The 13713-nt window shown below is 68.5% G+C and carries 3 protein-coding genes; all 3 read left to right on the top strand.

Going from position 1 to position 13713, the window contains the following annotated elements:
• Positions 1-60: 60 nt before the first annotated feature.
• Complete coding sequence (locus tag ACYVF6_RS32655; protein ID WP_460526766.1) at positions 61-663, top strand: hypothetical protein; 603 nt, start codon at positions 61-63, stop codon at positions 661-663.
• Positions 664-974: 311 nt separating this feature from the next.
• Positions 975-9533, top strand: a complete 8559-nt coding sequence (locus ACYVF6_RS32650; protein WP_460526764.1) for an RHS repeat-associated core domain-containing protein — start codon at positions 975-977, stop codon at positions 9531-9533.
• Positions 9530-13648 (top strand): LamG-like jellyroll fold domain-containing protein, encoded by a 4119-nt coding sequence (locus ACYVF6_RS32645; RefSeq protein WP_460526762.1) that lies wholly within the window; start codon positions 9530-9532, stop codon positions 13646-13648. Before ACYVF6_RS32650 ends, ACYVF6_RS32645 begins: the two co-directional genes overlap by 4 nt.
• The last annotated feature ends 65 nt before the right edge of the window (positions 13649-13713 follow it).

Genomic DNA, 13713 nt, shown 5'->3' with positions numbered 1-13713 from the left:
CTGAGGTGTCAGGGCCCCTCCTGGTGGTACTCCCGAGGTACCGGCGACCAGGAGGGGCTCATGAAGCTGTACGCGGAGCGGCCAGTTCGGTTCATCGTCCAAGTCATCGTCGACATCGCAGCCATCGGAGTCGGCGTGCTCCCCGCCCGGTTCGCACTCGACCTGCACGACCAGTTGCAGCGGTTGCGGACTCCCGGCGAACGCCTGGTGGACGCCGGCGGCGGGCTCCGCGACACGTTCGGGTCAGCCGCCAGGCAGGCTTCGGAAGTTCCCGTCGTCGGGGACAAACTGGCCGATGCGTTGGGAACCGGCTCGAAAGTCGGAGACCAGCTCGGTGACGCCGGGCGCTGGCAGATCGAAGCGGTCGACGACCTGTCGTTCTGGCTGGCGATCGTCGTCTTCGCCTTGCCTGTCATGTTTCTGCTGCTTACGTGGCTTCCGCTCCGGCTGAGGTTCGCGGTGCGAGCAGGGGCCGCCCATCGGCTGCGGAAGCTCGGAGCCTCGGGACTCGACCTGCTCGCGATGCGCGCGCTGGTCAACCAGCCGTCGCGGCGAGCACGCGAGACCGCAAGCCTGCTTGAACGTTGGCGAGAGTCCGATCCGGACGCGACCGCCCGGCTGGCCGGGATGGAGCTCAAGCGGCTCGGCCTAAAAGTGCGCTAAAGCGAAACTACAGATCCCGCCCTCACCCTTTGCTCATTGGCTGATCGTGCCGGCAGTCGGCCGGCCGTCATTGGGGAGGGGCCATGCGATCGCGCTGGGCGAAGAGACCGCTGGTGGCTTTGATCGGCCTTGCGTTCATCGTGCAGGGTTGTCAGTCTTCCGCAGATACGCCCGTTTCACAACCCGGCCTGCCACCGGGAGCGAGTAGTTCGCCGCCACGCCAGCAACCGGCCACCAAGCTCCGTGCCGGCGGTTCGACCGACACCACCGTTCCCAGCGCCAAACGGGCGATCGTACGCCCACCCGGCGCGGTGCCGGACAACGTCAAGCTGCCGGCGGTCACGCACCCGAAGCCGGCCGGGCAGACCCGGCTGACCAAGGTGCCGACCCGGACGACACCCGCGAAAGCCCAAGGCTTCAACGCGAAAACCAGCGTCGCGCTCCCGAAGGAACGCACCGCGACGACGGAGACGTACGCCAACGCCGACGGCACGAAGACCCGTCGCACCTACACGACGCCGGTGAACGCCCAACGTCCGGACGGCACCTGGGCACCGATCGACCTCACCCTCGCCCCCAACGGCAAGGGGCGCCTGGCACCCAGGCTGGCTCCCAGCCCGGTCGACTTCGGCCCGACCGCCGCCGGCCCGAGCCTGGCTCAGCTGGCCATGGACGCCGGTCACAGCATCGCGTTCGGCCTGCAGGACGCGACAGACGCTCCGGCCTCGCTGTCCGGCGAGCACGTGACCTACCGCGGCGCCCGCCCGGACGTCGACGTTCGACTGGCGGCGACCACCACCGGAGTGAAGGAAGAGCTGATCCTTCGCTCGCCCAAGGCCCCGACGGTCTACGACTTCACGCTCGATCTCCGCGGCCTGACGCCGACGCTCGACCGTGTCACCGGTGACATCCGCCTGGCCGACCAGCAGGGCAGGCCGCAGGCCGTCATTCCCGCCGGCTGGATGCTGGACGACAACGGCGTCGAGTCGCGGGCAGTGACATACAGGCTGAGCCGGGCCGGCAACGCCTGGCAGCTCCGGGTCACCCTCGACGCGACGTGGCTGAAGGACCCGTCCCGTGCCTATCCGGTCGTCGTCGACCCGTCGGCGACCACCATCAACACCGACCTCGACGACACCTACGTCGTCAGTGGCTCGCCGGGCAACCGTTCCGGCGAGGACACGTTCCAGATCGGCAAGACCGACGGCCGCTCGCGGGCGGCCTACCTGCACTTCGCGGGTCTGACCAGCGGGCTCCGCAACCAGTACATCGTCGGCGCCACAGTGAATCTGACCAACATCGAGAGCGCCTCCTGTACGCCCAAGCCCGTTGACGTCTTCGCGGTCGGCGCGCCGTGGAGCGGCTCGACGCTCACCACCTGGCCGGGCGCACCACTCGGCCAGCATCTGGCTCAGGCGTCGTTCGCCTACGGCCACAGTCCGGGCTGCGCGGCCGGGGGCCGGGCCAGTTTCGTCCTGCCTGCCGACCTCGTGACCGACTGGACGCACGGCATCGTGCCGTTCCACGGCCTGTCCGTTCGCGCGGCCAACGAGAGCGACACGGGCGCCTACAAGCGATTCACCTCCGGCAACGCGTCGGGGACCGCGGCGCCCGGCCGTCCCTACCTCGACGTCACCTACTCACCGCAAGGCGCCGCCTACCACGTCGACGAGGTGCTGCTTCCCACCGCCGGACACACCGGCCGGCTCAAGGCGACCGTGACCAACCGCGGTGCGACCACCTGGACTCCGTCCACGCACAAGTTCGCGTTCATGTACAAGCGGAAGGACGGCACGGCGGTCAACGGCTGGCAACAGACCGCCGTCCCCAGCAATGTCGGCCCGAACGCCAAGGTGCTCATGGACGTGCCGATGCCGCCGGTGCCGGCGCCCGGCCTCTACGACGTCTATCTCACGATGTTCGACGGCGCCACCGACTTCGGCCTGCCATCGACCTACGGAGTGTCGTACGGCATCTTCGAGATCAACGTCCAGAACGTCAAGCCGAGCGTCAACTACGAGCAGCCCGGATCGGGAGGGCGGGCCGGCACGATCACGCCGACCCTCTACGCGGAAGGCGTCGACACCGACCACTGGCCGAACAAGGGACTGACGTTCCAGTTCAGGATCTGTACCAAGGACGACGGCACGACCGGCTGCACGCAGTCGGACTGGACGAACGCGACCTGGGCACCACCGCCTGGCACGTTGCAGTGGAGCAAGACCTATTTCTGGTGGGTGCACGCACACGACACGGTCGATCCGGGCGACTGGGTCGGGCCGCTGGTGCTGACCACCGTCGTGCCGCAGCCGGAGGTCACCTCGCACCTCGGTGGCACGCCCAACAGCGAGCCGGCTCCCGGCCTCGACCCGCAGGTCGGCAACTTCGGCATGGAGACGACCGACCACTCCGTCGCGACCGTCGGCCCGGACCTCACGATCGCCCGCACGTACAACAGCCTGGATCCTCGTACGGACACGGCGTTCGGCCAGGGCTGGACGTCCAGGCTCGACACCCAGCTCGTCGAGGACGTCGACGGCTCGCGCAACGTGGTCGCGACCCTGCCGTCCGGCCGGACCATCCGGTTCGGGCGCAACGCCGACGGGACGTACGCGCCGCCCGAAGGCGAGAACCTCACGCTCGTGTACGCCAGCGGTCCGGGCACCTACACGCTTCGCGACTCGACCGGCACCCGGTGGGAGTTCAACGTGTGGGGCCGGCTGCGTGCGATCGTCGACCCGGCGGGCCTGGTGGAGGAGCTGGAGTACGACGACGCCGGCCCGACCGGGAAGCCCAAGAGCATCTACAACCTGGCCAGCAAGCGCCGGCTCTACCTCACCTGGACGGGCGGTCACGTCACGAAGGTGACCACCGACCCGCCGGCGTCCGGCCAGCCCGGGCTCTCCTGGACCTACATCTACGACGGACACAAGCTGACCAACGCGTGCGATCCGGGCGTGGCACCGAACTGCACGAAGTACGACTACCAGACCGGCTCGCACTATCGATCGGTCGTCGTGGACGATCGCCCGCGAGCGTACTGGCGGTTCGGTGAGTCGACCGCGAGCACAGGCGCACAGAACGTCAACGCTCGTACGCCCGGCGCGGACAAGGGCACGTACACCAGCGTGACGCTCGGAGCGCCGGGCGCGCTCGCCGGCACCGCCGACACGGCGGCCTCCTTCGGTGGGCCCGACGGACAGAGCCGAGTCGTGCTGCCGTCCAAGCTGCACAGTCCGGTGATGTCGGTGTCGGTCGAGCTGTGGTTCAAGACGACCAGCGGCGGCGTGCTGATGTCCTATGCGGACAAGCAGTTCGGCCAGGCCCAGACGAAGTACGTGCCGGTGCTGTACGTCGGCGACGACGGCTTCGTGCGCGGCTCGTTCTGGGCGCCGACCGCGGAACAACGGCAGCTCGTCTCGCAGCAGGAGGTCAACGACGGCGCCTGGCACCACGCCGTGCTGGCCGGCGCGATCAACTCGCAGAAGCTGTATGTCGACGGCGTCGCTCAGCCGGGAACCATCAGCGGGCCGATCGACCACGACGAGATGCCGGAGCTCGTCGTCGGTGTCGGGAACACGAAGTTCTGGCCGTCGGGCAACGACGGCACGTACTTCTTCACCGGCTCGATCGACGAGGTGGCCGTCTACACGCACACGCTCGGCGACACCGCGGTGGCTCAGCACTACGCAGCCGCACAACCGGTACAGCAGCTGACGAAGGTCACCCAGCCGCAGGACAACCGCGTCGCGACGACGTTGACCTACGACGACATCAACGACCGGGTGGCGACCTACACCGATGCCGACGGCCGCGACTGGCGGCTGGACCCGACGAGCCAGAACGAAGCGGTCCGCAAGGCGACCTTGCACGGGCCGTATCCCGACTGGACATACGAGTTCGACGCCGACCACGGCGGCCGGCTCACCAAGACCACCACCGACAGCAAGGTGCGGGACTACAAGTACAACTCCGAGGGGTTCCTGTCGGAGCAGATCGACGAGAACCGGCACGTCGGCAAGTTCACCACGGACGCCCGCGGCAACGTGCTGTCGAAGACGACCTGCCGGGCGACCGACTCGTGCCAGACAACGTACTCGACGTACTTCCTCAACGCCGGCAACCCGCTGGACCCGAAGAACGACGCCAAGCTGTCCGACTCCGACGCACGGTCGTCCGGCCCCGACGACACGAGGTACCGCATCAGCTATGGGTACGACACCGCCGGCCGGCAGACCTCGACGACGTATCCGCGGCCGATCGGCTCGTCGACCACACCCGTCGAGACGTGGAAGTACTCCAACGGCACCGAGGCCGCGGAGGGCGGCGGACTCACACCGGCCGGCCTGCTGATCGAGCAGAAGGGCAGGCGCACCGATGAGGTCACGACGTACAAGTACCGCTCGAACGGCGACCTCGCGGAACAGGTCGACCCGGTGGGGTTGCGTACCCGCAACGACTACGACGGCATCGGCCGCAAGCTCAGCGAGACGAACGTGTCCGCGGCGGGTTCGGAGTTCGGCACCACCATCTACACTTACACGCCACGTTCGCAGGTCGAGACCGTCACCGGACCGGCGACGCGCAACTCGCTGAGTGGCGTCGACCAGCGGCTGATCACGTCGTATCGGTACGACGCGAACGGCAACGTGCTCGAGGAGACGCAGACCGACACCGCGGGCAAGGATCCCGCGCGCAAGACGTCGTACGACTACGACGCGCACAACAAGCTGGCCGCCACGACCTATCCGGACAGCCGCAAGGAGACCATCGAGTTCCGCAACGCAGGGATGGAGGTCCGCCGGACCGACCCGCGCGGAACCGTCTGGATCCAGTCCTACGACAGCCAGGGCAACCTGCTGCGCAGCACGGCAAGCGGCCCGGGCGTCGACCCGCAGGACCCGTCGGCGACGGTGCTCACGCTGGAGACCCGGACCTACGACAAGGCCGGGAGGCTGTGGACGAGCCGCGACGCGATTGGGCGCGTCACGACCTACACCTACTACGACGACGATCTGCTCGCCACCGTCACCACGGCGAACGTGCAGCAGGAGAAATGGGAGTACGACCCCGCGGGCAACGTGACGCGGCGGACCTCTGCCGGCGGGCGGGTCCTCGAGACGACGTACGACGACGGTGGTTTCCCCGCCACCGAGACTCTCGACCCGGGCGGAGTGGCGCGAAAGGTCGCCTACACAAGGGGTCCGGACGGTCGATCCGTGACCGAGAGCCACACCGGCGCCGCCGAGTCCGGCCGGACCGAGACGACCAGCTACGGCTACGACGCGGCCGGCCGGCTGGTCCGCGAGGACGTGGCGCCGACGTCCGGCGACACGCTGCGGATCAGCTACACCAGGGACGAACGTGGCCTGGTGACCGGCAGGACGGACCGCAGGAGGCTCACGACCAACTACGGTTACGACGCGTACGGCCGGCAGGTCAGCGAGACCCAGCCGGAGGTCGAGACCTGGGTGAACGGTCAGCTCCGGACTGGTGTCCGGCCGCAGACCGTCAACGGTTACAACGCGTTCGGCGACCTCACGCACCAGCGCAACGCCAATGGTGCACTGACCGTGCTCACCTACGACAAGCGCGGGCGGAACACCTCGATGCAGCTGCCCGCCTACACACCACCTGGCGGGCAGGCGATCCAGGCGGTCTCGGAGACGGCGTACGACGAGCTCGGCAACCCGTCCACGTCGACAGACCCGCTCGACCGGGTGACCGAACGCACCTACGACCCGTACGGTCGCGTGCGGACGGAGACCAAGCCGAAGGTGGGTGACCTGCCGAGCACGACGACCACCACGTACACCCGTAGCGGTGAAGTCGCCTCGGTCGTGGACGCGAACCAGACCCAGCGGCTGTTCACCTACGACGACTTCGACCGGCTGAAGACCGCGACGAGCAGGGACCGCTATCCCGAGCCCGCCTTCTACATCACGGAGTACGGCTACGACGACGCCGGCAACCTGGCGTCGGTCAAGACGCCTGCGGGTGGCCTGACGAAGTACGACCACAACAAGGCCGACGAGCTGATCTCCGTCACCGATCCGGAGAACAAGGTCACGCGCTACGACTACGACATCCTCGGCCGCGAGGCCAAGGTCGTGCAACCGAGCGGACTCGAGACCCGGACGACGTACGACCTGCTCGGCTACGCCAGGACGTTCGTCCAGCTGTCCGGCAGCCCGCTGACCGAACGCCGCCGGTGGACGCAGGACTTCGATGCGAACGGCAACCTCGCCAAGACCACCTCGTCCGAGGGACGGGTGCGAACCTACGGCTACGACTCGGCGAATCGCCTGGTCTGGCAGGACGAACGAGCCGACGCGAGCAAGACGATTCGTACGGCGTTCGGCTACGACCCGGCGGGCAACCACACGCGCCTGGTCGACGGCAGGCAGAACGCGACCACCTACACCTACACGCCGTGGAACCAACCGGAGTCCACGATCGAGCCCGGCAACGCCACCTGGACCACGGCCTACGACGCGGCGGGACAAGAGGCGCGGCGCGAGATGCCTGGCGGCGTACGCCAGACGATGACCTATGACCCGCAGGGCAACCTGCGCCGGGTGCAGGGCACAGGCGCCGAGGCCACGAGCACGGACAGGACGTACGACTACGACGCGGGCAACCGGCTGTCCGGCTTCGGGGGCTCGGGTGGCGGAACGACCCTGACCTACGACGACCGCGGCAACCTGCTGACCCAGCGCGGTGCGGCAGGCAACGCGACCTACAGCTACGACGCCGACAGCCGGCCGGCCACGCGCAGCGACGCGAGTGGCTCGAGTACGTTCCGGTACGACCTGGCGGGCAACCCGAAGGCGGTTTTCGACGGCCTGTCCGGGCAGACGATCGACTACACCTACGACTCGGCCGGGCGGCTCGCGTACACCTCCGAGAGCGACCTGGGGCAGTACGTCAAGCGGGTCAGGACCTACGACAACCTGGACCGGGTCGCGTCCGACAGCGTGACGGAGCTCGACCCGGGTGGAGCCGGCGCACGGGTCGTCACGGGCACGGAGTACGGCTACGACCTCGACGACAACCTCACCTCGAAGTCGGCCCTCAACAACAACCAGCGCTCGGCGAACTCCTACGGGTACGACGGCCTGGACCGGTTGAAGACCTGGACCGCGCCGTCCGGAACCCAGACGGCCTACGAGTGGGACGACGCCGGCAACCGCACCAAGGCCGGATCGACGACCTACACCTACAACGCCCGCAACCAGCTCACGACCGACGGCTCGGCGACCTACACGTACACACCGCGTGGAGGTCTCGCCTCGGTGGGCACACGAACGATGAAGTACAACGCGTTCGAGGAGCTGGTGCAGGACGGAAGCACACAGTACGGCTACGACAGCCTCGGCAGAGTCGCGAGCAGGAACGGGACGGCGTTCACCTACAACAGCATGGCGAACGATGTCGTGTCCGACGGCACGCGGGTGACCAGCCGCGGGCCGTCCGGCGAACCCGTCGCGGACAAGGCGATCGCGGCTTCGACGACGGCCAAGCTGCTCTACGCCGACCAGCACGATGACGTCACAGGCCGGTTCCGCGGGCTGGAGTCGTTCGGCCAGAAGACGTTCGACCCGTTCGGCAACGTGGTCGGTTCCTCGGGAGAGCAGGCCGGCCTCGGCTACCAGGGCGAGTGGACCGATCCGTCGACGAACGCGGTCAACATGCACAGCCGCTGGTACACGCCGGGCACCGGGACGTTCGCCAGCCGTGACACGTGGAAGGCGCCGACGAACCCGTCGGTGGCCGCCAACCGGTACTCCTACGGCAACGCCAGCCCGATGCTGAACACCGACCCGAGTGGCCATTTCGTCTGGATCCTCATAGCCGTCGTCGTCAGCGTGGGCATTGAGGTGGCGAAGGCGCAGAACGCGGGGACGGCCGACGCGCCGACCTGCCACGGGTCGTGCGTCAAGAACGGCAACAGCAAGAACTACCCGAAGGGCAGTAGCGGCTACACCTCGATGTTCCCCGGCGGGCCGTACCAGCCACTTCCGTGGGCCACTGGTCCGGGTGGTGGTTCCGGTGGACCCGGCGGCGGTGGCAAGGGCCCTGGCGGCGGAAAGGGTTCCCCTGCCGTCAAGCCGCCGCCTCCGCCCCCGCCGCTGTGGTGGATCAACCTCTACGACCCGCCGCGGCGACCCGATCCGGGCACGACCACGCCGTTCCGCCCGCCGACAAAGCCCTCGACCGACGACGACACCGACGTCATCGACAAGTCGGACGACTACGACGACGAAGCGAACAAGCGGACCGAGGACGACGAGCCTCCGGAGGGCATGCCCGATCCGCGAGTCTCGCCCCTGCCGGGCCACCACATCGGCGACCCGGAAGGACACGACGACCGTGTCGCCGGCTGCCTGAACGGCGCGTACGAAGAGGGGTACTACCGCTACTACCCGCTCGACCCGCCCAAGGGCGGCAGGGCGACCGGTGCGGAGGCGTGCCTGATGCCCGGCAAGTTGCCGGGGACGGGTGCCAACCGGAAGTCGCCGGGAAGGGCGTCCGCGGACGTCAAGGACTACAACAGCAAGGTCCACGACAAGGGCCACCTGATCGGCGCCAACCTCGGCGGTCGCGGAAACGTGAGCGAGAACCTCGTCCCGCTGTACAAGGACGCCAACCAGCGCGAGATGTACAACAACTTCGAGAAGTGCGTCAGAGAACGGGTGGACGCGGGCGAGATCGTCCACGTGACGGTGGTTCCGCAATACAACGACAACTCCGGTGTACCGGTCGGCGTGACGCTGCAGGCCGTTGGCAACAAGGGCTACGTCCGGACGATGTCGATCCGCAACAAACCCGACTACGGTCGCCGACCAGGGATGGAGTACTGCGCATGAGTCGCTGGACACGTTGGAGAAGGCCGGCCGTCGCGCTGGCCGCGGGGGCTGCGATTGCCGGCGCGCTGGTGTCGCCTCCCGGAGCGATCGCCGAGCCGCCACCGGTCGACGCGGTGTCGAAGCTGGACTCCGCGGTGAGGCTGGCCGCCGGTTTGATCGACGAGTCGCCGAAGAGCAAGGCGAGAGCCGTTCCGCTGGCGAAGGACGGCACCGGCCGGGTCGTTGTGTACGTGGAGGGTGACGACTCCCGCGCGCTCACCAAGGCAGTCGTCGCGGCGGGCGGCGAGGTGTCGGATGCCGACTCTCACCGGGTGCGCGCCGCCGTACCCCCGAAGGCGTTGGTGAAAGTCGCCGGCTCGGCCGCCGTCCGGGAGGTTCGCCGGCCGGAGCAACCGGTTCCGCTCGAAGTGATCTCCGAAGGCGTCCAGCCGTCCAACGCCCTTGCCTGGCACGGCGCCGGCAGCGAAGGGGCCGGAGCCAAGGTCGGCATCATCGACGTCGGATTCGGCGCGCTGGAGTCGACGAAGCAGAACGGTGACCTGCCGGACAACACTCCGATCTTCGCCGGGCAGTGCGACAACGCCGGAGGCAGTACACACGGCACGGCAGTCGCCGAGGTCGTCCATGACATGGCACCGGCCGCGCAGCTGTACTTCGCGTGCGTCGAGGACTCCATGGGATTCGACGACGCCGCGCGCTGGCTGGTGGACCAGGGTGTCGATGTCGTCAACGTCTCATTGGCGTTCCCCGGAACCGGTCGTGGTGACGGTATCCCCTTCCCCAGCGATGCCGACTGGACGCCCGCCACGGTCGTCGCCTGGCTGAGAGGGGAGGGCGTGACGGTGATCGCGGCCGCCGGCAACGAGGCCAACAAGCACATGTCGGGCGTGACGGCCGACAACGACGGCAACACCTGGATGGAGATCGCGGGTTCGACGGAGAACCTCGGCTTCTCGGTCGGCGGCGGCCGCTCGGTCACCGTCGAGCTGAAGTGGGACGCCTGGCCGCGGACGACCCAGGACCTCGACCTCTACATCATGGACGAGGCCAGGAAACCGGTCGACCTGAACGACCCGCAGCTCGGCGGCCGCTACTCCATCCGTTCGCAGAAGACCACGGATGGCGGCCTGACACCGGTGGAGACGTACACGTTCACCAGTGCCAGCGCGAACGACTACTTCATCTACGTGAAGAACAACGGTGCCACAGCGGGGCAGCGCTACGACCTGACCGTTTACGGCGACGTCAGTGGCCTCTCGGATGTCAACTCAGCCATGAGCATCGCCGAGCCGGCGAGTTCGCCCTGGGCGCTGGCGGTCGGCGCGATCACACCGGCCAGTGCCGCCTCCGGTGGCGGTGCCGAGGACTACTCCAGTCGCGGCCCCAGCATCGATGGGCGGATCAAGCCGGACCTGGCGGGATTCAGCGGCGTGAGCACCTTCAGCGCCGGCGTCAAGACGGGCACGTCGATCGCGGCGGCACACGTCGCGGGTGCGGCCGCTGTCTACCTCGGCGCCAACCCTGACCTGGATCCGGCGGAGCTGGAAGCCCTGTTGCTGGACAGCTCGAGCCGCCCCGGCCGCGGAAACACGCTGGGATTCGGCGTTCTCAACCTCGGCTCCCCGCGAACGCCGCAACCACCCGCGGGAAGCCTGTTCACACCGCAGACCAGGCGGGTGTTGAACACCAACGACGGAACGGGCGGAAAACAAGGGCCGTTCGCGGCGAACGAGACGTTCACGCTGGCGATTCCCAACCTGCCCGCGGACACGACCGCGGTCGTGCTCGACGTCACCGGCAGTCTGGCCTCCGGAAGCGGTGGCAGCCTGCAGGTCTACGCCGACACCCCGACCGAGGCCGGCACGCTGGCCCTGCAGGCCGAACGTAGCAACCAGACGGTAGCCGCCATCACGCTGGATCCGGTGAACAAGGTCGTGCGGATCCGCAACGGAGGTACGTCACAGAGCCAGGTGATCGTCGACCTGCTGGGATACTTCAGCACCTCGTCGAGCACGTCGGCGTACTTCCCGCTGCAGCAGCCGTACACGATGCTCGACACCCGCACCTGGACCACGCCGTCGCCGAAGCTCGGGAACGGCGAGGTGCAGACGATCAGGACGCGTGGCGTCGGTGGCGTTCCGGCCAACGCGACGGCCGCGGTGGTGAACCTCACCGCCTCGGACGCGAGCGCCGCTTCGTACGTCGAGGCGTACGCGAAGGACTCGACCGGCAAGCGCGCGCTCAACGTCTACCCCGGCGATCGCCTGACGAAGCTGGCCGTCGTGCCGATCGCCGACGACGGCTCGATCCGCGTCAAGGGCGGTGGCGGCGAGGCGCACGTGGCCGTCGACCTGCTCGGCTGGTTCGGTCCGGGCAACGGTGCGAAGTACGTGCCGATGCGTTACACAGAACGCGTCTTCGACACCACGACCGGTATGACGACGCCGCCGTCGGCGTTCGGCAGCGGGCAGAAGCGCGACTTCCGGGTCACGCTGCAACGCCGGATTCCGCGCGACATCACCGCCGCGTGGTTCACGATGCGCGCGACCTCGCGAAGCACCGCGCCGAGCCCGATCAGCATCGCGTCGAGGGACTTCCCGTGGCAGGGGCACACCACGATGCCGGTGCAGTGGTACTCCACGGAGACCACCCACGTCTCGGGCAGCGTGCAGAGTGGCAGCACGCTGACGCCGCTCGGCGCGACCGGGATCGTCTCGATTCGCAACGAGTTCGGGACCGCGGCGATCGGACCGCTGCGGGCGACTCCCGACCTGACGGTCGCGCTGCAAGGCTATTTCGTCGGTGGCGCACCCGTGGCGGCACCGGCGGCACCGGCCACGGTGGGCGAGTGGAAGCTCGACGAGGCGTCCGGCACGACTGCTGCTGACACGAGCGGCCGCGGCCAGACCATCACCATGCAAGGCGGAACGAGCTGGATCGGCGGGCGGTTCGGCCGGGCCGCGTGGCTGGACGGCACGAGTGGGTTCGGCAAGACGGCCGGACCTGTCGTGCACACCAACCAGAGCTTCACGGTCGCCGCCTGGGTCTACCAGACGCAGAAGAGCAACTACGCGACGGTCGCGTCGCAGTCCGGCACCAACCGGTCGTCGTTCTACCTGCAGTACTACCCGACCCAGGACCGGTGGCGGTTCGTGGCGCCGGCGGCCGACACCGCGGCCGAGCCGGCGTACGCCTCCGCGATGGACTCCCGGCCGGCCCGGGTAGGGGAGTGGACGCACCTGGCCGGCGTCTACGACGCGGGTGCGCACCAGATCAAGCTGTACGTCAACGGCGCGTTGGCAGGGCAGGACGACGCCACGATCTGGGACGCCGGCGGGCCGCTCGTGCTGGGCGGGGCGCTCTCGGGGACGACGGCGTCGAACTTCTTCCCGCGCGGAGTCGATGAGCTGCGGGTCTTCGACAAGGCGCTCACGGAGTCCGAGATCCGGCAGGTGCACAAGGTGACGCCTTCGGTTCAGGTCGGCCGGTGGTCGTTCGAGGAGGGCACCGGCACCGTGGCGCAGGATGGAACCCCGCAGAACGGGGACCTGACGCTCAGCGGCGGCGCCACCTGGACGACGGCCGCCGCGCTCGGGCAGTCGGCGCTCCGGCTGAACGGCTCCACGGCCTACGCCGCCGCTCCCGGCCGGACCGTGACCACGATGGACAGCTTCAGCGTGTCGGCCTGGGCGAACCTCAGCACCAAGACCGGCTGGCAGGCGGTGCTGTCGCAGGACGGTGGCACGATGGCGCCGTTCTTCGTGCAGTACAACCCAGATCTCGACCGATGGATGATCGGCGGCATGGTGAGCAACGCCACAGATGCCGCGGCGCTGCCCTCCGGCTACTCGCCGAAGGGGGTGGCTGTGAACCAGTGGACGCACCTGACCGGGGTGTATGACTCTGGTGCGCGCCAGTTCCGCCTCTACGTCAACGGGACGCTGGCGGGGTCGGCGGACGGCGTGACGCTGTTCGACGGCACTGGTGCGTTCAATGTCGGCCGGGTGAGGTACAAGGGCAACTTCACCAACTACTTCAACGGTTCGATCGACGAAGTGCACAGCTACAAGGGCATCCTGACCGACGCCCAGATCACGGCGCTGGCGACCCGCTAGGAACCAGCAGCGGTCAGCGCCGCCGTGCCCGCGGTGGATCGGTGCAGCCCCCACCGATCCACCGC

Source organism: Flindersiella endophytica (genome assembly GCF_054779015.1).
This window is presented reverse-complemented; position numbering and strand designations above follow the sequence as displayed.

Coding starts and splice junctions, on each gene's coding strand:
- ACYVF6_RS32655 (WP_460526766.1), top strand. CDS start 61: ATGAAGCTGTACGCGGAGCGGCCAGTTCGGTTCATCGTCCAAGTCATC.
- ACYVF6_RS32645 (WP_460526762.1), top strand. CDS start 9,530: ATGAGTCGCTGGACACGTTGGAGAAGGCCGGCCGTCGCGCTGGCCGCG.